Annotated in this window: 20 protein-coding genes and 1 tRNA gene; 3 read left to right on the forward strand and 18 right to left on the reverse strand. The window is 62.9% G+C overall.

What is annotated here, in order from left to right:
- The first annotated feature begins 49 nt into the window (after positions 1–49).
- Positions 50–958: a glycosyltransferase family 2 protein gene (locus Amn_RS17710; protein WP_182573472.1), complete on the forward strand. Its 909-nt coding sequence runs from the start codon at positions 50–52 to the stop codon at positions 956–958.
- A complete protein-coding gene (locus tag Amn_RS17715; RefSeq protein ID WP_067960792.1) occupies positions 955–1,707 on the forward strand; it encodes a glycosyltransferase family protein in 753 nt (250 codons plus the stop codon). Before Amn_RS17710 ends, Amn_RS17715 begins: the two co-directional genes overlap by 4 nt.
- A 107-nt stretch (positions 1,708–1,814) precedes the next feature.
- Here Amn_RS17715 and Amn_RS17720 read toward each other — a convergent pair.
- A tRNA-Leu gene (locus Amn_RS17720) sits at positions 1,815–1,899 on the reverse strand.
- 209 nt (positions 1,900–2,108) lie between these two features.
- Between Amn_RS17720 and lipB the strand changes: the two genes are divergently transcribed.
- Positions 2,109–2,849, forward strand: a complete 741-nt coding sequence (gene lipB / locus Amn_RS17725; protein WP_067960788.1) for a lipoyl(octanoyl) transferase LipB — start codon at positions 2,109–2,111, stop codon at positions 2,847–2,849.
- Between the two features lie 552 nt (positions 2,850–3,401).
- Here the strand turns inward: lipB and Amn_RS17730 are convergent.
- The 17 genes from Amn_RS17730 to nuoG all read right to left on the reverse strand — a co-directional run bounded on the left by Amn_RS17730 (position 3,402) and on the right by nuoG (position 21,766).
- Positions 3,402–4,688: a lipoprotein-releasing ABC transporter permease subunit gene (locus Amn_RS17730; RefSeq protein WP_067960784.1), complete on the reverse strand. Its 1,287-nt coding sequence runs from the start codon at positions 4,686–4,688 to the stop codon at positions 3,402–3,404.
- Positions 4,685–4,834: a hypothetical protein gene (locus Amn_RS17735; RefSeq protein WP_154383891.1), complete on the reverse strand. Its 150-nt coding sequence runs from the start codon at positions 4,832–4,834 to the stop codon at positions 4,685–4,687. Before Amn_RS17735 ends, Amn_RS17730 begins: the two co-directional genes overlap by 4 nt.
- Positions 4,835–5,075: 241 nt before the next feature.
- Positions 5,076–5,759 (reverse strand): ABC transporter ATP-binding protein, encoded by a 684-nt coding sequence (locus Amn_RS17740; RefSeq protein WP_067960781.1) that lies wholly within the window; start codon positions 5,757–5,759, stop codon positions 5,076–5,078.
- The gene (locus Amn_RS17745; RefSeq protein WP_067960776.1) at positions 5,759–7,045 is read right to left on the reverse strand and encodes a lipoprotein-releasing ABC transporter permease subunit; all 1,287 of its coding nucleotides are present in this window, start codon (positions 7,043–7,045) and stop codon (positions 5,759–5,761) included. The genes Amn_RS17740 and Amn_RS17745 overlap by 1 nt, the downstream gene beginning before the upstream one ends.
- Complete coding sequence (gene proS / locus Amn_RS17750) at positions 7,042–8,370, reverse strand: proline--tRNA ligase (RefSeq protein WP_067966358.1); 1,329 nt, start codon at positions 8,368–8,370, stop codon at positions 7,042–7,044. The genes Amn_RS17745 and proS overlap by 4 nt, the downstream gene beginning before the upstream one ends.
- 461 nt (positions 8,371–8,831) lie before the next feature.
- A complete protein-coding gene (locus tag Amn_RS17755; RefSeq protein ID WP_067960771.1) occupies positions 8,832–9,101 on the reverse strand; it encodes a DUF1467 family protein in 270 nt (89 codons plus the stop codon).
- On the reverse strand, positions 9,098–9,502 hold the full coding sequence (gene mce / locus Amn_RS17760) for a methylmalonyl-CoA epimerase (protein ID WP_067960767.1): 405 nt from the start codon (positions 9,500–9,502) through the stop codon (positions 9,098–9,100). Before mce ends, Amn_RS17755 begins: the two co-directional genes overlap by 4 nt.
- A gap of 95 nt (positions 9,503–9,597) precedes the next feature.
- The gene (locus Amn_RS17765; protein ID WP_286290829.1) at positions 9,598–11,268 is read right to left on the reverse strand and encodes a ribonuclease J; all 1,671 of its coding nucleotides are present in this window, start codon (positions 11,266–11,268) and stop codon (positions 9,598–9,600) included.
- 22 nt (positions 11,269–11,290) lie between these two features.
- The gene (locus Amn_RS17770; protein WP_154383890.1) at positions 11,291–12,118 is read right to left on the reverse strand and encodes a biotin--[acetyl-CoA-carboxylase] ligase; all 828 of its coding nucleotides are present in this window, start codon (positions 12,116–12,118) and stop codon (positions 11,291–11,293) included.
- Between the two features lie 4 nt (positions 12,119–12,122).
- A complete protein-coding gene (gene nuoN / locus Amn_RS17775) occupies positions 12,123–13,559 on the reverse strand; it encodes an NADH-quinone oxidoreductase subunit NuoN (RefSeq protein ID WP_067960760.1) in 1,437 nt (478 codons plus the stop codon).
- Between the two features lie 17 nt (positions 13,560–13,576).
- On the reverse strand, positions 13,577–15,082 hold the full coding sequence (locus Amn_RS17780; RefSeq protein WP_067960757.1) for an NADH-quinone oxidoreductase subunit M: 1,506 nt from the start codon (positions 15,080–15,082) through the stop codon (positions 13,577–13,579).
- Positions 15,082–17,070 carry an NADH-quinone oxidoreductase subunit L gene (gene nuoL, locus Amn_RS17785; RefSeq protein WP_154384209.1) on the reverse strand — a complete coding sequence of 663 codons (1,989 nt, stop codon included), beginning with the start codon at positions 17,068–17,070 and terminating at the stop codon, positions 15,082–15,084. Before nuoL ends, Amn_RS17780 begins: the two co-directional genes overlap by 1 nt.
- A 10-nt stretch (positions 17,071–17,080) precedes the next feature.
- A complete protein-coding gene (nuoK, locus tag Amn_RS17790; RefSeq protein ID WP_067960754.1) occupies positions 17,081–17,389 on the reverse strand; it encodes an NADH-quinone oxidoreductase subunit NuoK in 309 nt (102 codons plus the stop codon).
- A gap of 2 nt (positions 17,390–17,391) precedes the next feature.
- Entirely contained in the window at positions 17,392–18,012 is a 621-nt protein-coding gene (locus Amn_RS17795) for an NADH-quinone oxidoreductase subunit J (RefSeq protein WP_067960751.1), read from the reverse strand.
- A 129-nt stretch (positions 18,013–18,141) separates the two neighbouring features.
- On the reverse strand, positions 18,142–18,633 hold the full coding sequence (gene nuoI / locus Amn_RS17800) for an NADH-quinone oxidoreductase subunit NuoI (protein WP_055970601.1): 492 nt from the start codon (positions 18,631–18,633) through the stop codon (positions 18,142–18,144).
- Entirely contained in the window at positions 18,633–19,676 is a 1,044-nt protein-coding gene (gene nuoH, locus Amn_RS17805) for an NADH-quinone oxidoreductase subunit NuoH (RefSeq protein WP_067960748.1), read from the reverse strand. Before nuoH ends, nuoI begins: the two co-directional genes overlap by 1 nt.
- 8 nt (positions 19,677–19,684) lie before the next feature.
- Complete coding sequence (nuoG, locus tag Amn_RS17810) at positions 19,685–21,766, reverse strand: NADH-quinone oxidoreductase subunit NuoG (RefSeq protein WP_286290830.1); 2,082 nt, start codon at positions 21,764–21,766, stop codon at positions 19,685–19,687.
- Between the last annotated feature and the right edge of the window lie 68 nt (positions 21,767–21,834).

Below are 21,834 nucleotides of genomic sequence, written 5' to 3' on the forward strand. Positions count from 1 at the left end.
ATTGCGAAGGGACGATCGCAGTGTACCGTGGATAACATGCGCGCACTGAATGTCGTCACAACCAGCACCTGCCCCTGAACTTGCCACCATCGTCATTGGCTACCGGGCCCCGGCGGAAATCGTCGGCGCCGTCCGCTCATTGCGCGAACAGTCAGTGGCGACCGACATTCTCGTCGTCAATTCCGGCGGCGGTGACATCGGCGCCCTGCTCCGCCGCCACGGCCTCGACGTCGCTTTCGTCGAATTCGAGGAGCGCCTTTATGTCGGTGCCGCCAGAAACCGCGGCATCGAACGAACCAGGGCGCCCTACGTCGCCTTCCTCGCCGATGATTGCCGCGCCGCACCCGGCTGGGTCGAGCGCCGCCTTGCACGCCATAAGGCCGGCGCGCCTGTCGTCGCCAGTGCTGTGATCAACAGCAAGCCGCAAAATCTGGTCGCCTGCGCCGCCCATCTCAGCCTGTTCATGCGCCGCCTGCCCGGATTGCCGGAGGAACAGGCTATTCGCTATGGCGCCTCCTTCGAGCGCGGCCTGTTTGCGCGTCATGGCCTCTATGACGAGACGATGGCGACCGGCGAGGACAGCGAATTCCTGTTGCGCCTGCCCGCCGAGCTCAAGCCGGCCTGGGATGGCGACATAAGAACGGTTCACCTCAACGAAACGAGGATCTTGCGCTTGCTGATCGACCAGTATCAGCGCGGTACCAACTACGGCCGCGAAATGCACCGGCTGTCCGGCAAATCCTTGCGCAAGATCGCCCGCGATGTGCTGCGCCAGCACCGCCCCGCCCGCCAGTTGGCCATGGCGGGGCTCTCCGGCGACGAACTGATCCAGACGCTGCGGGCCATGCCCATCCTGCGGCTCAGCCTGCTCGCCAAGGCCGCCGGCGTTTTGATGGCGGCCGACAGCAGGGACAAATCTGTCATCGCTCCCCTCAGCAGGCACGGGGTGCGGCCATGATCACCGTCACGGCCAAGCCACAGCGCCGACGCCGTTGGCGCGATCTTTTCCGCCGCCGGCAGACGGTACTTGCCGTTTTCAGCTACCGCTACGACGCCCATCTGGTGCCCGACCTGCTGACCAACATCGATCCGATCGTCGACGGCTGGGTCGCGCTGGACGACCGCGCCTCCACCGGGATTGTCAGCAGCGAGTTCGAGCGCCAGCGCACCCTCATCGGCGCTGCGCGGGCCGCCGGCGCCGACTGGATTCTTGCCATGGATCCGGACGAGCGATTCGAGATCGGCGCTGCGACCGCCATTCGAAGGCTGCTGTATCCGCGCAAGCCGACGGCCTGGGGCTTCAACCTGCGCGAACTCTACGAGCCAGACGCCTATCGCATCGACGGCATCTGGGGCCAGAAGGTCCGCTACCGGCTCTTCCCCGTCTTTGATGCAGCCGAACTGCCCGACCGTGGCATGCATGCATGCTGGTATCCGCGCGACGGCCGCTATCTCGAGCGGCACTGCGACCTGAACCTCTATCATCTCAAGATGATCGCCCCGGCCAGACGGTTGGCACGCCGGGATCTCTACAATCATCTCGATCCGGAGCTTCGCGACCAGCCGATCGGCTACGACTATCTTGCAGACGAGCAAGACGCCCGCTTCGAAACGATTCCGCAGGGCCGCGCCTACGCGCCGCCACATCATGATGACGGAGGGTTGTGGATGGCCGACCTGGCTGCAGCAGTTCAGACGGAACCTTAAAAACGGCCGTCAACATCCTGCACGTGTTTGATGATTGAGGAGTTTCCGGCTTTTCAGCCTGCCGGCACGTCTGGCCGGTGAAGCGGATATTTCCGCTTAGGAGTGACTGGTGCGGTCGAGAAGACTCGAACTTCCACGGGTTGCCCCACAGCGACCTCAACGCTGCGCGTCTACCAATTCCGCCACGACCGCACTGTCACGAAGGGCCGGTCCGAACCGGCTCGCGGCATGTAGCAAATCGTTTCCGGGGAAACAAGCGCCCTGTGCGATATTCGTCCATCATTCTTGCATACCCCAAGGGAAGCCGCATGACGGAGGCTGCGATAGCCGGCTTTCTAAGCCTGACCACTGGACGTTTTATCCCCAAGCCGCCATATCAGGTCGACGAACGGACCCCCAGAATGACCGAACGCAGCCTGATCGCCACGTCGTTTCTTGCCCTTCCCGGTTCAGCACCGGTCGAATGGCGAATCGAACCAGGCCTGACGCCCTACGATCAGGCGCTCGCCTTCATGGAACAGCGCGCAGATGCGATTCGCCAGGGCACATCAGGCGAGATGGTCTGGCTTGTCGAGCACCCGCCTGTTTACACCGCCGGCACCAGCGCCCAGGAACAGGACCTTGTCGAGCCCGACCGGTTTCCCGTCTTCAAGACCGGGCGAGGTGGCGAATACACCTATCATGGGCCCGGCCAACGCGTGGCCTATGTCATGCTCGACCTCAAGCGAAGGCGCGAGGACGTCCGCGCCTTCGTTGCGGCACTCGAAGCCTGGATCATTTCGGCGCTTGCCGCCTTCAACGTGAAGGGCGAACGGCGCGAGGACCGCGTCGGCGTCTGGGTGGTGCGGCCCGACCGCCCGGCCCTGCCTGACGGCTCGCCGGCGGAAGACAAGATCGCAGCCATCGGCATCCGTCTTCGCCGCTGGGTCAGTTTCCACGGCATCGCCATCAACGTCGAACCGGAGCTCGGCCATTTCTCCGGCATCGTGCCGTGCGGCGTCACCGACCACGGCGTTACCAGCCTCGTCGACCTTGGCCTACCGGTGACCATTGATGACCTGGATGTCGCGCTTAAAACTGCCTTCGAAGAGATATTCGGGCCGGCCGAAACCACCGCGACCGCTGTCCGGAAGACGGCCTGAGGCCGCCTTCCCGCGCGGCAGCTGCGATCCGCGCTTGATTCAACTCATTTTGCGCCAGGCGGCGCTGGCTCAGTCTTTTCCGTCTTGGCGATTTCAGCCCGCACGGTGTCGGCATCGAGTTAACCCGGTGCCCTGTTTCATGTTGGGATTCAGCTCGCGCTGCTCATCAGGCACTCCAATCAGAGTGCGCCGATCCACACAGCCATGGTGACAAGGAAGGTGCTCATGCAGACCATCGAAATGACATCCTGTACCAGCTCGGTCATCTGTTGCTCCTGTTTTTAATATGTTCGTAATTTGTTCTATTTTTGTTCAAATGTCAACGCGAGCCATTGCATCCGGCAGCAGCCACTCGCCGCAACCGATTCGACAGTAAATGAAGGGTTTATCCAGGCGAACCGAGACCTTCGCCCGTTAACGAACAGGCAACGGCGTCATCAGGCGATAGGGACAGCGGTTGAGAACAGATTCGTCCGGCTCAAGCGCCGGGCGTCTTCAGCAAGCGTCAGTGGCGCTCGACGCCCTTGAGCTCGATGACATGCTCGATGCCCATCATTCATACCTCAGGGCTTCGACCGGATCGAGCGCGGCCGCCCGCCATGCCGGAACCAACGTCGCCAGGAACGACAGCACCAGTGCCATCAGCACCACCGAGATGGTCTCGCCGACATCCATCTTGGCCGGCAGCTGGCTGAGGAAATAGAGCTCGGGGTTGAACAGCACGGTACCCGACAGCCAGGAAAAGAACTGCCTGATGCGCTCGACATTGAGGCAGATGACCACGCCGAGCATCACGCCGGCGAGCGTGCCGGTCATGCCGATGGCAGCTCCCGTCATCAGGAAGATGCGCATCACCGCACCGCGTGTCGCCCCCATCGTGCGCAGGATGGCGATGTCGTGGCCCTTGTCCTTCACCAGCATGATCAGGCCGGAAATGATGTTGAGCGCCGCCACCAGCACGATCAGCGTCAGGATCATGAACATGACGTTGCGCTGGACCTGCAGCGCCGAAAAGAAGGTCTGGTTGCGCTCGCGCCAGTCGGTCAGGAAGATCGGCCGCTGTACCGCCTCCTCCACCTTGGACCTGATCGCGTCAACATTGTCGGGATCGTCGAGATAGACCTCGAGGCTCTGCGCCTTGCCTTCGGAGTTGAAGTACGTCTGCGCTTCAGACAACGGCATGAACACGATCGAGGCGTCGTATTCCGACATGCCGACTTCGAAGATCGCCGTGACCGCATAGCCTTGCAGGCGTGGCGTCGTGCCAAGCTGACTGACATCGCCGTCAGGCGCGATCACCGTAATGATGTCGCCCAGCGCCAGGCCGTGATTCCTAGCCATGCGGCTGCCGATTGCGACGCCGCCGGCCGTATCGAAACCGGCGATGCCCCCCTGTTTGATGTTATTGGCAACCAGCGTGATCTTGCCGAGATCCTCTCCGCGGATGCCGCGCACCAGCGCGCCGGAACCGGCGCCGACATTGCCCCGTGCCAGCACCTGACCTTCGACCATTGGAATGGCGTATTTGACGCCTGGGACACCATTGATCCGCTTGGCAAGCTCGGCATAGTCCTCCAGCGGCAAATCGACCGGCGTGACGATGAGATGGCCGTTGATGCCAAGAATCCGCGAAAGCAACTCCGCTCGGAAACCGTTCAACACCGCCATCACGACAATCAGCGTGGCGACACCCAGCATGATGCCAAGGAAAGAGATCGAGGCGATCACCGATACCATCGTTTCGTTGCGACGCGAGCGCAGATAGCGCCACGCCACCATGCGCTCGAAAGTCGAAAAAGGTCCGGCGCCTGCCGGCTTGGCTGCGCTTGTCTGGCTCATGCGGCAACGCCCAGGCGCTGGAGGGTGCTGGCCAGTCGCACCGTTTCGCGCGTGTCGCTCTTGCGGTTGATTTCGACCTCGCCGGCGGCAACACGACGCGGTCCGACGATGACCTGCCGGGGCAGGAAACTGCACGACAAACGCATGGGCTGGTCCGAAAAATGAGGAACGTTGCGCCGGAATCGGCGCACAGCTTCAGTGCACAGGCTTCATAGCCATTTCGTGGCGGAATGGAAACTCGCGGGCGCGAGGCAACCGCAGAGCATGCGGCCGCGTTAGCCTGCCTTGTGAGAAGGGCCGCGGACCACCAGCGGTAACGGACCGCACGAGATGCGAAGCGGGCAGCAGCTCGCTTCTGGAGACACCGTGGACGGAAGAAAGGCAGCCCTACAAGGGCACGATCTTGCCTTCGGAAAGCGTAACGCGACGATCCATGCGTCCTGCAAGCTCGTGGTTGTGGGTGGCGATCAGGGCCGCCAAGCCCGACTGCCGCACAAGTGCTGAAAGCGCGTCGAAGACATAACCCGCCGTCACCGGATCGAGATTGCCGGTCGGCTCGTCGGCCAAAAGCACCAGCGGCGCATTGGCCACCGCGCGTGCAATCGCCACACGCTGCTGTTCGCCGCCTGACAGCTCCGACGGCCTATGCTGCGCCCGCTTGCCGATCTTCATATAGTCGAGCAGCATACCGGCACGCTCGGCCGCTTCTTTGCGCGACAGGCCCTTCACCAGTTGCGGCATCATCACATTCTCCTGCGCGGAGAATTCGGGCAGCAGGTGATGGAACTGATAGACGAAGCCGACGTCGTTGCGACGGATGGCGGTACGCTCATCGTCCGACAGCCGCCCGCAGGCACGCCCATTCAGGATGACGTCGCCGGCGTCGGGCCGCTCGAGCAGCCCTGCCGTGTGCAGCAGCGTCGACTTGCCGGCACCCGAAGGCGCCACCAGCGCCACCATCTCGCCGGGCTTCAGCGCGAAGCTGGCATTGTTGAGGATCGTCAGCTTGCGCGAACCCTGCTCATAGTGGCGCTCGACGCCCTTGAGCTCGATGACATGCTCGATGCCCATCATTCGTACCTCAGGGCTTCGACCGGATCGAGCGTTGCCGCCCGCCATGCCGGAAACAGCGTCGCCAGGAACGACAGCACCAGTGCCATCAGCACAACAGAGATGGTCTCGCTCATGTCCATCTTGGCCGGCAGCTGGCTGAGGAAATAGAGCTCGGGGTTGAACAGCACGGTGCCCGACAGCCAGGAGAAGAACTGCCTGATGCGCTCGACATTGAGGCAGATGACGACGCCGAGCAGCACGCCGGCGAGCGTGCCGGTCATGCCGATGGCAGCTCCCGTCATCAGGAAGATTCGCATAACCGCGCCGCGTGTCGCCCCCATCGTGCGCAGGATGGCGATGTCGTGGCCCTTGTCCTTCACCAGCATGATCAGGCCGGAAATGATGTTGAGCGCCGCCACCAGCACGATCAGCGTCAGGATCATGAACATGACGTTGCGCTCGACCTGCAGCGCCGAAAAGAAGGTCTGGTTGCGCTCGCGCCAGTCGGTGAGGAAGATCGGCCGTTGCGCCGCTTCCTCGACCTTGGGTTTCAGCGCGTCGACATTGTCGGGATTGTCGACATAAATCTCGATCGAGCCGACCTTGCCTTCGGAGTTGAAGTAGAGCTGCGCCTCGTTGAGCGGCATGAACACAATCGAGCTGTCATATTCCGACATTCCGACTTCGAAGATGCCGGTGATCGGATAAGCCTTGGCTCTCGGCGTCGTTCCCATCGGTGTCACGTCGCCGTCGGGCGAAATCAGCCGGATGGAATCGCCCAGCACCAGCCCCATGTTCTCGGCCATGCGCTTGCCGATCACCACGCCCTCGCCCTGGTCGAAGCCAACGATCGAACCCTGCCTGATGTTGTTGGCGACCAAGGTCACCTTGCCCAAGTCGTCGCCCCTGATGCCACGCACCAGTGCGCCGGAACCGGCGCCGACATTGCCCTGGGCAAGCACCTGGCCCTCGACCAGCGGGATCGCGTATTTCACGCCCGCCACGCCATTGATGCGGTCAGCGACCGCTGCATAATCCTCGAGCGGCGTGTCGGTCGCGGTCACGACAAGATGGCCGTTGACGCCAAGGATGCGGGTCAGCAGCTCGGCGCGAAAGCCGTTCATCACCGCCATCACCACGATCAGCGTGGCGACACCCAGCATGATGCCGAGGAAGGAGATCGAAGCGATGACGGAAATCACCGTCTCCTTGCGCTTCGAACGCAGGTAGCGCCATGCCACCATGCGTTCGAACACCGAGAAAGGCCCAGCCCCTGCCGGTTTCGCCGCCACCGCCTGGTTCATGCGTTGGCGCCCAGCTTGGCCAGCGCCTCGGCCACCGGCAGCGTCAGGCGCTCGCCGGACTTGCGGTTCTTGATCTCGACCTCGCCGGCAGCCGCACCACGCGGGCCGACGATGACCTGCCAGGGCAGGCCGATCAGATCGGCGGTCGCGAACTTGCCGCCCGCGCGCTGGTCGGTATCGTCATAGAGCACGTCCTTGCCGGCCGCTTCGAACGCCTTGTAGAGCTCGTCGCAGATGCGGTCGCAGTCGGCGTCGCCGACCTTCATGTTGATCAGGCCGATGTCGAACGGCGCCACGGCCTCCGGCCAGATGATGCCGTTCTCGTCGTGGCTTGCCTCGATGATCGCTGCGATCAGGCGGCTCGGGCCGATGCCGTAGGAGCCCATCGACACGAAATGCTCCTTGCCGTCGGGGCCCATGACCTTGGCGCCCATGGGCTTGGAATATTTCTCGCCGAAGTGAAAGATGTGGCCGACCTCGATGCCGCGCGCCGATACCTTGTCGGCCTCGGGCACCGCCGCCCAGGCGGCCTCGTCATGCATCTCTTCGGTTGCCGCATAAGGCGTCGTCCACTGCTTGACGATGCCGTCGATCTCGCCGTCATTGGCGAAATCGGTCGCAGCGCCCGGCACAGGTAAAGCAAGGTAGTCGCGGTGGCAGAACACCTGGCTTTCGCCCGTCTCGGCCAGGATGATGAATTCGTGGCTGAGATCGCCGCCGATCGGGCCGGTGTCGGCGCGCATCGGAATCGCCTGCAGGCCCATCCGGGTGAAGGTGCGCAGGTAGGAAACGAACATGCGGTTGTAGGCAGCTTTCGCGCCTTCGTAGTCGAGGTCGAACGAGTAGGCGTCCTTCATCAGGAATTCGCGCGAACGCATGACGCCGAAGCGCGGACGCATCTCGTCGCGGAACTTCCACTGTATGTGGTACAGGTTGAGCGGCAGATCCTTGTAGGACTTGACGTAGGACCGGAAGATCTCCGTGACCATCTCTTCATTGGTCGGGCCGAACAGCATGTCGCGTTCGTTGCGATCCTTGATGCGCAGCATCTCCTTGCCGTAGTCGTCATAGCGGCCGCTTTCGCGCCACAGCTCGGCCGACTGGATGGTCGGCATCAGGATTTCCAGCGCCCCTGCCCGGTCCTGCTCCTCGCGCACGATGCGGCAGATCTTGTCGAGCACACGCTTGCCCAGCGGCAACCAGGAGAAGCTGCCCTGGCCCTGCTGCCTGATCATGCCCGCGCGCAACATCAACCGGTGCGAAACGATCTCCGCCTCGCGGGGATTCTCTTTCAGGATGGGCAGGAAATAGCGCGACAGACGCATCGAATGTTCCATGAAATCGGTGATGCCGGAATCGGCATGACAAGGAGGCTTGCTTGAACGGGCTTCATAGCCATTTCAAGGCGGAATGAAAACCCGCGCATGCCGTTTCGACGCAGCGTCACAATGCGCTTTGTGGTTGATCGAGGGCACTTGCCAATCAATTGTGCAACGCAGCACAGGATTGCCCGCCACGAAGCAAAATTCCGCGTGACAATTCATTTCGGCTTGGTCTAATGTGCCCCGATAACCGAGAGGGCGGAGAAAAAATCCGCTCTCCTACGCGGTCAAAGTCTTGGGAGGATGCGATCTAGGCGCGATAACTCGCTGCCGCCGGCAACGGAAAGCAGATCGGACGCGTTTAAATTGCAAGGCTTCGTGCCTTGCATTTTTTTTGGGCAATCATCAGCTTATGCTGCTTCGCTGAGAAGCAACGCTAACTGCGTCCCCCCCTTAGGAATGCGTCAATTGATCTCGGGAATGAACTGCGGGAAATCGTCGAAGCTGTAGCCCAGCCCCTTGGTGACGAAATAGAACGCCCCGATCACCACAGCGGTCACCACCGTCGTCCACAGCATAGCGCGCAGCATATGCGGTCCGCGCGGCGCACTTGCCTCCGTGCCAAGCGTCACGTCACGGTCGTCGTCCTGGGTCTTCAGGCCAAAAGGCAGGATGGCGAACAAGGTCAGCCACCAGAAGACAAAATACATCGCTGCGAGTGATACCCAGGTCATACCTGCTCCAGTTCTACCAGCGTGCCCTGGAAATCCTTGGGGTGGAGAAACAGCACCGGCTTGCCGTGCGCCCCAATCTTCGGATTGCCGTCGCCGAGCACCCGAGCGCCCGTCGCCTTGAGACGGTCGCGCGCGGCCAGGATGTCGTCAACCTCGTAGCAGACATGGTGCATGCCGCCCGACGGGCTCTTGGCCAGGAACGCCGCAATCGGCGACCCCTCGCCCAGCGGCTCGAGCAGCTCGATCTTGGTGTTGCCGACGTCGATGAAGACCACGGTCACGCCATGCTCCGGCAGCGCCTGCGGCGCGCCGACATTGGCGCCGAGCGTATCGCGATATACAGCACTTGCCGCTGTGAGGTCGGGCACGGCGATCGCGACGTGGTTGAGACGTCCAAGCATGGTTCCAAATCCCAGCGAATGGCTACCAGTGAGCGCGGAACAGGACGAAACGGCCACAACAGCCGTCTGTTGCCTATTCCCCACTCCCTGTCCGCTCACCTCGTGACGAACACCGTCACCAGCGGTTTCTTGCCCCAGGCTTCGTTGGCGGCACCGCGCACAGCGCGACGCACGGCTTCCTGCACCAGGTCGAGGTCTTTTCGCCGCGCGCGGGGTATCGAGTCCACGGCGCCGATTGCCGCATCGAGCATCAGCTCCTCGAGATCTTCGCCGGCAGCATCGGTTTCGGCGACGCCGATCGCCACCAGATCCGGGTCGCCGGCGAGCTCGTACTTGTCGTCGAGCACGACGTTGACTGCAACATGGCCGGCAAACGACAGCTTGCGCCGGTCGCGAATGCCCATTGCCTCGTCGGAACCGATCAGCTTGCCATCCTTGTAGACGCGGCCGAACGGCACCTGGTCGATGATCTCGGCAGCTCCCGGCCACAGCCTCAGCATGTCGCCGTCGCGGATCTGCGCCACCTCGGGAATGCCCGACAGCGACATCAACGAACCCTGACCGACAAGGTGGGCGGCCTCGCCATGCACCGGCACGCCGATGCGCGGGCGAACCCACTCATACATGCGCTTGAGTTCCGAGCGGCGTGGATGGCCGGAGACGTGGACCAGCGCGTCACCGTCCTCGATGATCTTGATGCCTTGGTCGATGAGCAGGTTCTTGATCTCGAGGATCGCCTTCTCGTTACCAGGAATGGTGCGCGAGGAAAACACCACGGTGTCGCCGGGCGAAAGCGCCACCGACTTCATCTCGTCACGCGCCAGCTTGGCGAGTGCTGCGCGCGGCTCGCCCTGGCTGCCGGTACAGATGACGACGAGATTTTCGCGCGGAATGTAGCCGTAATCCTCTTCGGATACGAACTCGGGCAGCCCATCCATGTAGCCGAGTTCGCTCGACACGTCGATGACGCGCTTGAGCGAACGGCCCATGACGAGAACCTGTCGACCGGCATCGCGCGCGGCTTCCGCGATCGAGCGGATGCGACCGACATTGGACGAGAAGGTCGTGACCGCGACACGGCCCTTGGCTTCCTCGATGACCTTGCGCAGCCCCTGCCCGACCTGCTGCTCGGACGGCGAGTCGCCCTCGCGCAGCGCATTGGTCGAATCGCAGACGAGTGCCAGCACGCCCTTGTCGCCATAGGCGCGGAAGCGAGCCTCGTCGGTCATCGGGCCGATTTCGGGCGCGGGATCGATCTTCCAGTCGCCGGTGTGGATCACGGTGCCGGCCGGCGAGGTGATCGCCAGCGACACGGGCTCCGGGATCGAATGGCTGACAGCGATCGCCTCGATCTCGAACGGACCGACGGTGAATTTTTCGCCGGCACGGTAGACAGTCACCGGGATCTTCGGCGCACCCTGCTCCGACTGGCGCTTGGCTTCCAGCAGGCCGGCGGCGAACGGCGTCATCCACACAGGTGCCTTCAGCTTCGGCCAGGTGTCGTGCAGCGCACCATAATGGTCTTCATGCGCATGCGTGATGATGATGCCGCGGAGGTTTTCCAGCTGCTCCTCGATGAAGCGCGTGTCGGGCAGCACAAGGTCGACGCCGGGCAGCGTCGCATCGGGGAACGTCACGCCGACGTCGATGATGATCCATTCACGCTTGTTCGCCGGGCCGAAGCCATAGAGAGCGAGGTTCATGCCGATCTCGCCGACACCGCCCAGCGGCACGAATACGAGCTCGGCTTTTTCCGCTTTAGCCATACCAGAAATCCTTTCAGGCCTGTCAGGCCGCGCCGGCCGAAGCAACCGCGCCGAAATGCACGTCGCCGGCGGCGATCTTTACCGCCTCACCTTTAGTGTCACGGATCACGAAGCGGCAATCCTCGTCGATGGTCTCGAAGACGCCGCGCACCACATTTCCCTCGATCCGCACGGCGACTTCGCTGCCGAGGCCGGCCGCGCGCCCAAGCCAGCGCTTGCGGATCGCCGCCAGTCCCCTGCCGCCGGCCCAGATGCGTTCGTTCTCGCTCCAGGCATCGGAAAGCGCCAGGAACAGGGTCTCGGCATCGACGCCTGCCCCCAGGCTGGCGAGCGAGGTCGCGGGATAAGGCACTTCGGTCGGATGCGCCACGACATTGACGCCGATGCCTATGGCGATCGCCAGCCTGCCTTGCCCGAGCAATGTCGATTCAAGCAGGATGCCGGCAAGCTTGGCGCCGGAAGCCAAGACGTCGTTCGGCCATTTCAGCTCGAAACGCTTGACGCCCTGCCCGCTGCCGCCGTCGACGCCGACCGAAAAGCGCGCATTCGGCGCAACTGCGTCGAGTGCATCGGCAAGCGCCAATCCGGCGACGAAGCCAAGCGTCGCCGCATATTGCAGGTCGTGGTCGAGAACCTTGAGCAGGGTCGCTGCGAGATTGCCTTCCGGCGTCGCCCAGGCGCGGCCACGTCGGCCACGCCCGCTTTCCTGTTTCTTCGAAACGACCCAGAGTTTTCCAGGGTCGCCGGCCATCGCCCGTTCCAGCGCCAGTGCGTTGGTCGAGCCCACGGCGTCATGGGCTTCGAGGCGGAAACCGTCGGCAGTTGCTGTCGGTGCGAGCTGGAACCCCATACCGTCAGAAGAAGGTCTTGGCAGCAGCTTCCGCCATCTGCCCGATCGGGCCGCCGATCAGCACGTAGAACAGAACGAACGCACCCGACAGGCCGAGCACGAGCCGAAGCTCGCCCGCCATCGGCTGGAAACCGCCAACCGGCTCATCGAACCACATGATCTTGATGATGCGCAGATAGTAGAACGCACCGACCACCGAAGCCAGCACGCCGATGACCGCCAGCGCGTAGAGATTGGCGTTGATCGCGGCGAGGAAGACGTACCACTTCCCCCAGAAGCCCGCGAGCGGCGGGATGCCGGCCAGCGAGAACATCAGGATGGTCAGGATCGTCGCCATGACAGGATTGGTCGACGAAAGGCCTGCGAGATCTGAGATCTGCTCGACATTGCCGTCCTTGCGTCGCATGGCGAGGATGAAGGCGAAGGTGCCGAGCGTCATCACCAGGTAGATCAGCATGTAGATGACCACGCCGCGCACGCCGGCTTCACTGTTGGCGGCAAGGCCGACAAGCGCGTAGCCCATGTGGCCGATCGACGAATAGGCCATCAGGCGCTTGATGTTCTTCTGGCCGATCGCGGCGAAGGCGCCGAGCGCCATCGAGGCGATCGAGACGAAGACGATAATCTGCTGCCAGTCGGTACCGATCGGCTCGAACGCGCCCATGGTGACACGCACGATCAGCGCCATCGCCGCCATCTTCGGAGCAGCGGCGAAGAATGCCGTGACCGGCGTCGGCGCGCCTTCATAGACGTCGGGTGTCCACATGTGGAACGGCACCGCCGAGATCTTGAAGCACAGGCCGGCAAGCACGAAGACCAGGCCGAAGACCAGGCCGAGCTGGCGCTCGCCACCGGTCAGGGCCGCGGCAATCGCCTCGAACGAGGTGTGACCGGTGTAGCCGTAGACGAGGCTGATGCCGTAGAGCAGCATGCCCGAAGACAGCGCGCCGAGGACGAAGTACTTGAGGCCAGCTTCGGTCGATCGCACGTTGTCGCGGTTGATCGCGGCAATGACGTAGAGCGCCAGCGACTGCAGCTCGAGGCCGAGATAGAGCGCCAGCATGTCGTTGGCCGAGATCATCAAGAGCATGCCGAGCGTCGCCAGCAGCACCAGCACCGGGAACTCGAACTTGTCGAACTTCTCGGCCTTGGCGAAACCAACCGACATGATCAGCGTCACCGCGGCACCCAGCAGCGTCAGGAATTTCATGAAGCGTGCGAAGGCATCGGAAACGAAGGCCGTGCCGTAGCCCGCGCCGTCATGGCCGAACACCAGCATCCAGGCGCCGGCCGCCACCAGCAGGGCGACGGCAAGGCCGGTCACGGTCGAGTTGGCGCGCTCGCCGGAGAACACGCCGATCATCAGAAGCGCCAGCGCGCCCAGGGCGATGATCAGCTCCGGTGCGGAGAGCGAGAGGCTCGAAAGGAGTTCGGGCGTCATGGTTCGCAAAACCCCTGTCAGTTCGCCGCCGCGGTCTGCGCGGCGTCGATCGATACGGTTACGTTGTTGATCAGCGCCTTGACCGAAGCGGTCGTGGCGTCGAACACCGGCGCCGGATAGACGCCGTAGAAGATGACCAGGATGATCAGCGGATAGAGCACCACCTTCTCGCGACCCGACAGGTCGAACAGACCCTTCAGGCTTTCCTTGGTCAGCGCGCCGAACACGACGCGGCGGTAGAGCCACAGCGCATAGGCTGCCGACAGGATCACACCGGTTGCCGCAATCAGCGCCACCCAGGTGTTGACCTGGAAGACACCGAACAGCGTCAGAAACTCGCCGACGAAGCCGGAAGTGCCGGGCAGGCCGACATTGGCCATGGTGAAGATCAGGAAGGCCACAGCGTATTTCGGCATGTTGTTGACCAGGCCGCCATAGGCCGCGATCTCGCGGGTATGCATGCGGTCGTAGACGACGCCGACGCAGAGGAACAGCGCGCCCGAGACGAGGCCGTGGCTGAGCATCTGGAAGATAGCGCCCTGAACGCCGGCTTCGTTCATCGCGAAGATGCCCATGGTGACGTAGCCCATGTGGGCGACCGACGAGTAGGCGATCAGCTTCTTGATGTCTTCCTGCATCAGCGCCACCAGCGAGGTGTAGACGATGGCGATTGCCGACATAGCAAACACCAGCGGGGCGAAGAATTCGGAAGCCAGCGGGAACATCGGCAGCGAGAAACGCAGGAAGCCGTAACCGCCCATCTTCAAGAGGATGCCCGCCAGGATGACCGAGCCGGCCGTCGGCGCCTCGACGTGCGCATCCGGCAGCCAGGTATGAACCGGCCACATCGGCATCTTCACCGCGAACGAGGCAAAGAACGCCAGCCACAGCCATGTCTGCATATTGGCCGGGAAGTCATATGCCAGCAGCGTCGGAATGTCGGTCGTACCGGCCTGCCAGAACATCGCCATGACGGCCAGCAGCATCAGCACCGAGCCGAGCAGCGTGAACAGGAAGAACTTGAAGCTGGCATAGACGCGGCGCTTGCCGCCCCAGACGCCGATGATGATGAACATCGGGATCAGGCCAGCTTCGAAGAAGACGTAGAACAGCACGATATCCAGTGCGCAGAACACGCCAATCATCAGCGTTTCCAGGATCAGGAACGCAATCATGTATTCCTTGACGCGCTTCTCCACCGACTCCCAGCTCGCCAGGATGCACAGTGGCATCAGGAAGGTCGTCAGGATGACGAACAGCATCGAAATGCCGTCCACGCCCATGTGGTAAGAGATGCCGGAGTCGAGCCAGGCGGCCTTCTCGACGAACTGGAAACCAGCTTCCGCATTGTCGAAATAGATCCAGATCAGCAACGACACCGCGAAGGTGAACACCGTCGTCAGAAGCGCGACGTTGCGGATATTGCGGCGCGCAGCGTCACCATCGTCCCTGATCAGCAGGATCAGGAGCGCGCCGACCAGCGGCAGAAAGGTGACCAGCGATAGAATGGGAACGCCAGACATCAGAAGGAGCTCCCGAGCATCATCCAGGTAACGAGGGCCGCCACGCCGATCAGCATGGCGAATGCGTAGTGATAGAGGTAACCGGTCTGCAGCTTGACGACGCGGTTGGTAACGTCAACGACGCGCGCCGAGATGCCGTCGGCACCGAAGCCGTCGATCAACCAGCCGTCGCCCTTCTTCCAGAGGAAGCTGCCGAGCCACTTGGCCGGGCGCACGAACAGGAAGTCGTACAGCTCGTCGAAGTACCACTTGTTGAGCAGGAAGGCGTAGAGCCCGCGATGGCGTTCGGCCAGGACCTTCGGCATCTCCGGCGACCGGATGTAGAACAGGTAGGCCATGGCGAACCCGCCGATCATCGCCGCGAACGGTGCCAGCTTCACCCACATCGGCACGCCGTGGAAATCGTGCAGGATGTGGTTGGTGTCGAGCGTGAACAGCGCGCCCTTCCAGAACTCGTTGTAGGCTTCGCCGATAAACTGGTCGTGGAAGACGACGCCCGCCAACAGCGCACCGACAGCCAGGACAAACAGCGGCACCAACATGACCGGCGGCGATTCATGCACATGGTGCATGACGTCGGCGGTGGCGCGCGGCTTGCCGTGGAAGGTCATGAAAATCAGGCGCCACGAGTAGAAGCTGGTGAAGCAGGCAGCGATAACCAGCATGGCGAAAGCGAAGCCCGCGACCGCATTGTGGCCGACGAATGCGCCTTCGATGATGGCATCCTTGGAGAAGAAGCCTGCCGTGCCGATGATCGTCGCCGGGATGCCGACGCCGGTCAGCGCCAGCGTGCCGATGACCATCATCCAGTAGGTGGTCGGGATCAGCTTGCGGAGGCCGCCCATCTTGCGCATGTCCTGCTCGTCGGAGACGGCATGGATCACCGAGCCCGATCCCAGGAACAGCAGCGCCTTGAAGAAGGCATGCGTGAACAGGTGGAAGATCGCCGCCGAGTAGAAGCCCATGCCGAGCGCAACGAACATGTAGCCGAGCTGCGAGCAGGTCGAATAGGCGATGACGCGCTTGATGTCGTTTTGCACCAGGCCAACGGTTGCCGCGAAGATCGCCGTGATCGCGCCGACGAAGGTGACGACGGTGAGCGCAGTGTGCGACAGTTCGAAGACCGGCGACAGACGCGCCAGCATGAACACACCGGCGGTGACCATGGTCGCCGCGTGGATCAGTGCCGACACAGGCGTCGGGCCTTCCATGGCGTCGGGTAGCCAGGTGTGCAGCGGCACCTGCGCCGACTTGCCCATGGCGCCCATGAACAGCAGCAGGCAGACGATGGTCAATGCATTGTGCTTGTCCAGTGCGTAGCCGAGGAAGTTCAGCACGGTGCCACCGTGTTCGGCGGCGCCTTCGGCCGGCAGGTAGGAAGCAGCGCTGGCAAAGATGGTGCTGAATTCGACCGAGCCGAACAGGACGTAGAGGCCGAAAATGCCGAGCAGGAAGCCGAAGTCGCCGACGCGGTTGACAACAAAGGCCTTGATCGCGGCGGCGTTCGCCGACGGCTTCTTGTACCAGAAACCGATCAGCAAGTAGGACGCGAGGCCCACCCCTTCCCAGCCAAAAAACATCTGGACGAGGTTGTCAGACGTCACCAGCATCAGCATGGCGAAGGTGAACAGCGACAGATAGGCAAAGAAGCGCGGCCGATGCGGATCGTGGTGCATGTAGCCGATCGAGTAGATGTGGACCAGCGCCGACACCGTGTTGACCACCACCAGCATGACGGCGGTCAGCGTATCGATGCGCAGAGCCCAGTCGGCCTGCAGTCCGCCGACGTCCAGGAAACGCAACACCGGCACGGTGAAGGCTTCGACGTCGCCCAGGGCCACGGCCACGAAGGCGATCCAGGACAGGACCGCCGATATCACCAGGAAGCCCGAGGTGACGTATTCGGCCGCTTTCGCGCCGATCGAACGGCCGAGCAGGCCGGCGATCAGGAAGCCGAGAAGCGGAAGGAAAACGATGAAGTGGTACATCATTGGCCGATCAGCCCTTCATCATGTTCACGTCTTCGACCGCGATGGAGCCGCGGTTGCGGAAGAAGACGACGAGGATTGCAAGTCCGATCGCCGCTTCGGCGGCGGCAACCGTGAGCACGAACAGCGCGAACACCTGGCCGACGAGATCGCCGAGCTGGGCCGAGAACGCCACGAAGTTGATATTGACCGCGAGCAGGATCAGCTCGACCGACATCAGGATGACGATGACGTTCTTGCGGTTCAGGAAGATACCGAACACGCCGAGCGTGAACAGGACCGCCGAAAGCGTCAGATAATGAGCGATGCCGACAACCATGGTCAGATTCCCTTGCCTGTCTCGACCTTCTTGACCTCGATCGCGGTCGCCGGGGTACGGGCGACCTGGGCCGAGATGTCCTGGCGCTTGACGTTCGGCTTGTGGCGCAGCGTCAGCACGATGGCGCCGATCATGGCGACCAAAAGCACGAGGCCGGCGATCTGGAAGAAATAGATGTAGTCTGTGTACAGAATGTCGCCGAGCGCTGCCGTGTTGTGGCGCGTCGCGATATCGGGCGTCGGCTGCGCAACGGCTGTCGCCAGTTTCGGCGCGAAGGCGTAGCCGCCGGTGACAACGATCAGTTCGGCAGCGAGGATCAGGCCGACAAGCGCGCCGATCGGCGCATATTGCAGCGCGCCCGATTTCAGCTCGGCGAAGTCGACGTCGAGCATCATGACGACGAACAGGAACAGCACCGCCACCGCGCCGACATAAACGACGAGCAGGATCATCGCCAGGAACTCGGCGCCGGTCAAAAGGAACAGGCCCGCCGCGTTGAAGAACGTCAGGATCAGGTAGAGCACCGAGTGAACCGGGTTGCGCGCCGAAATGACCATGAAGGCCGACGCCACCGCGATGAAGGCGAAGAGGTAGAAAAATACCGCTTCAAGTCCGTTGAGCATGGGTTCCCCCGGGTTTCCTTTCGGGCAGCGCGCCTTGTGCGCCCTGCCCTGTTCACGTCCTCGCTCCGCCTCCGAAGCAGGCCGCGCGTTCCTTAGACGAGCCGATTGGGCCCGTCCATTGTTCAGGCATCAGCGATACGGCGAATCCATAGCGATGTTGCGCGCGATTTCGCGCTCCCACCGGTCGCCATTCGCAAGCAGCTTGTCCTTGTCGTAGTACAGCTCCTCGCGCGTTTCCGTCGCGAATTCGAAGTTCGGCCCCTCGACGATGGCGTCGACCGGGCAGGCTTCCTGGCAGAAGCCGCAATAGATGCACTTCACCATGTCGATGTCGTAACGCACCGTGCGGCGGGTGCCGTCGTTGCGGCGCGGGCCGGCTTCGATGGTGATCGCCTGTGCCGGGCAGATCGCCTCGCACAGCTTGCAGGCGATGCAGCGCTCTTCGCCGTTGGGATAGCGGCGCAGCGCATGCTCGCCACGGAAGCGCGGGCTGACCGGGCCCTTTTCATGCGGATAGTTCAGCGTCGCCTTGGGCGCGAAGAACTGGCGCATCGACAGGAAGAAGGCGCCGACGAAGTCCTGCAGCAGCAGCGATTTGGCGGCTTGTGCGAGAGCGGACATCATGCAGCTCCGGTAAGCTTGAGGACGGCGGCGGTGATGACGACCATCGCCAGCGAGATCGGCAGGAACACCTTCCAACCCAGGCGCATCAGCTGGTCGTAGCGGTAGCGCGGCACGAAGGACTTCACCATGGCGAACATGAAGAACACCATGCAGACCTTGAGCACGAACCAGATCACGCCGGGAACCCAGGTGAAGGGTGCGAAGTCGAACGGCGGCAGCCATCCGCCGAGGAACAGGATCGTCGTCAGCGCGCACATCAGCACGATTGCGACATACTCGCCGAGGAAGAACAGCAGGAACGGCGTCGACGAATATTCGATCATGTGACCGGCGACGAGTTCCGACTCGGCTTCGACCAGATCGAAGGGCGGACGGTTGGTCTCGGCCAGCGCCGAGATGAAGAAGATCACGAACATCGGGAACAGGACGAGCCAGTTCCAGTCGAGGAAGGTATTCGGCAGGCCAAGGCGCGTGCCGATGCCGTCGCCCTGCGACAGGACGATGTCGGTGAGATTCAGCGAGCCGACGGTGAGCAGCACGCAGACGATGACGAAGCCGATCGAGACTTCGTAGGACACCATCTGCGCCGCCGAACGCAGCGCGCCGAGGAACGGATATTTCGAGTTCGAGGCCCAGCCGCCCATGATCACGCCATAGACCTCGAGCGAGGAGATGGCGAAGACATAGAGGATGCCGACATTGACGTTGGCGATCGCCCAGCCTTCGCTGACCGGGATCACCGCCCAGGCCGAGATCGCCAGCACCGCCGAGACGACGGGCGCGAGCAGGAACACGCCCTTGTTGGAGCCCGACGGGATGATCGGCTCTTTGAAGACGAACTTCAAAAGATCGGCGAAGGCCTGCAGCAGGCCCCAGGGGCCGACGACGTTCGGGCCGCGGCGCAGCTGGACGGCGGCCCAGATCTTGCGGTCGGCATAGAGGATGTAGGCGACGAAGATCAGCAGGACGACGATCAGGACGACCGACTTCAAGAGGATGATCAACGCCGGCAGGACGTAGAAGGAGAAAAAGGTATCCATGACAGCCTTTACTCCGCCGCCTGCTTGAAGCCGTTCTTGGCCAATGCCGAACATTCGGCCATCACCGCTGACGCGCGAGCGATCGGGTTGGTGAGGTAGAAGTCCTTCACCGCCGAGGTGAAGGCGCCCTTGTTCAGCCGGCCACCAAGCTTGGCGACCTTGGCAATGTCGTCGTTGTCGCCGGCGTCGATCTCGTCGATGCGGCGCAGGTGCGGGAATTCCTGATACAGCTTGGCACGCAGCTGCTGCAGCGAATCGAAGGGCAGCTTGTGGCCAAGCACGTCGGACAGCGCGCGCAGGATCGCCCAGTCTTCCTTGGCCTCGCCCGGCGCGAAGCCGGCACGGCTGGTCTGCTGCACGCGGCCTTCGGTGTTGACATAGGTGCCCGACTTTTCGGTGTAGGCGGCAGCCGGCAGGATGACGTCGGCGCGGTGCGCACCGGTATCGCCATGGGTGCCGATGTAGACCACGAATGCGTTCGCTGCCTTGGCCAGCTCGAGTTCGTCGGCGCCGAGCAGGAACAGCACGTCGCTGTCGCTGAGCATGCCGGCGACGTTCTTGCCGCCCTCGCCCGGCACGAAGCCGACGTCGAGGCCGCCAACGCGGGCAGCTGCGGTATGCAGCACGGCAAAGCCGTTCCAGTCCGGGCGGCTCGCCTTGACAGCAGTCGCGAGCTTCGCCGCCTGGCCGAGCACGGCAGCACCATCGGAGCGCGCAATTGCGCCCTGGCCAACGATGATCAGCGGGTGCGAGGCCTTCTTCAGCACCGAGAAGAACTTGCCATTGCCTTCGGCCAGATCCTTGAGCGTATCCGGGCCTGAGCCGAGCTGTTCGTAGTCGTAGCGGGTGTCGCCGATCTCGCCGATGACGCCGACCGGCACATTGGCTGCACGCCAATGCTTGCGGATACGTGCATTGAGTACCGAAGCCTCGAAGCGCGGGTTGGCGCCGATGATCAGGATGGCGTCGGCCTGCTCGATGCCTTCGATGGTCGGGTTGAAGATATAGCTGGCGCGGCCGAGCGACGGATCGAGCGCTGCACCATCCTGGCGGCAGTCGATGTTCTTCGAGCCGAGCGAGGCGATCAGTTGCTTGAGTGCATACATTTCCTCGACGGTTGCCAGATCGCCGGCGATCGCGCCGATGCGCTCGGCCGAGGTCTTGGCGACGGCATCCTTGATCGCCGTGAACGCCTCTGGCCAGCTCACCGGAGCGAGCTTGCCACCCTTGCGGGCGTAAGGCCGGTCAAGGCGCTGCGTGCGCAGGCCGTCCCAGATGAAGCGGGTCTTGTCGGAGATCCACTCCTCGTTCACCTGCTCGTTGATGCGCGGCATGATGCGCATCACTTCGCGGCCACGCGTGTCGACGCGGATGGCCGAGCCGACGGCGTCCATCACGTCGATGGATTCAGTCTTGGTCAGCTCCCACGGACGTGCCTGAAAGGCGTAGGGCTTGGAGGTCAGCGCGCCGACCGGGCACAGGTCGATGACGTTGCCCTGCAGCTCGGAGGTCATCGCCTGCTCGAGATAGGTGGTGATCTCGGCGTCCTCGCCACGGCCGATCAGGCCGAGCTCGGAGATGCCGGCAACTTCGGTGGTGAAGCGGACGCAGCGCGTGCAGTGGATGCAGCGCGTCATGATCGTCTTGACCAGCGGGCCGATGTACTTGTCTTCGACCGCACGCTTGCTTTCGTTGTAGCGGGAGCCGTCGAGGCCGAAGGCCATCGCCTGGTCCTGCAGATCGCATTCGCCGCCCTGGTCGCAGATCGGGCAATCGAGCGGATGGTTGATCAGCAGGAATTCCATCACGCCTTCGCGGGCCTTCTTGACCATCGGCGTGTTGGTGAAGATTTCGGGCGTCTCGCCGTTCGGGCCGGGACGCAGGTCGCGCACGCCCATGGCGCAGGATGCCGCCGGCTTGGGCGGTCCGCCCTTCACCTCGACAAGGCACATGCGGCAGTTGCCGGCGATCGACAGCCGCTCATGGAAGCAGAAGCGCGGCACTTCCGCGCCCGCCTCTTCCGCCGCCTGCAGCAGCGTATAGTGGTCGGGTACCGAAATCTCTTTCCCGTCGACCTTAAGCTTTGCCATAGCGCCTCAAATCCCGCGGATGATCCGCATTCCGTCCTGCAAGGGGCGCGGCCAGCGCTGCGCCCCGA

The organism is Aminobacter sp. Y103A (assembly GCF_030294925.1).
GTDB lineage: Bacteria > Pseudomonadota > Alphaproteobacteria > Rhizobiales > Rhizobiaceae > Aminobacter > Aminobacter ciceronei.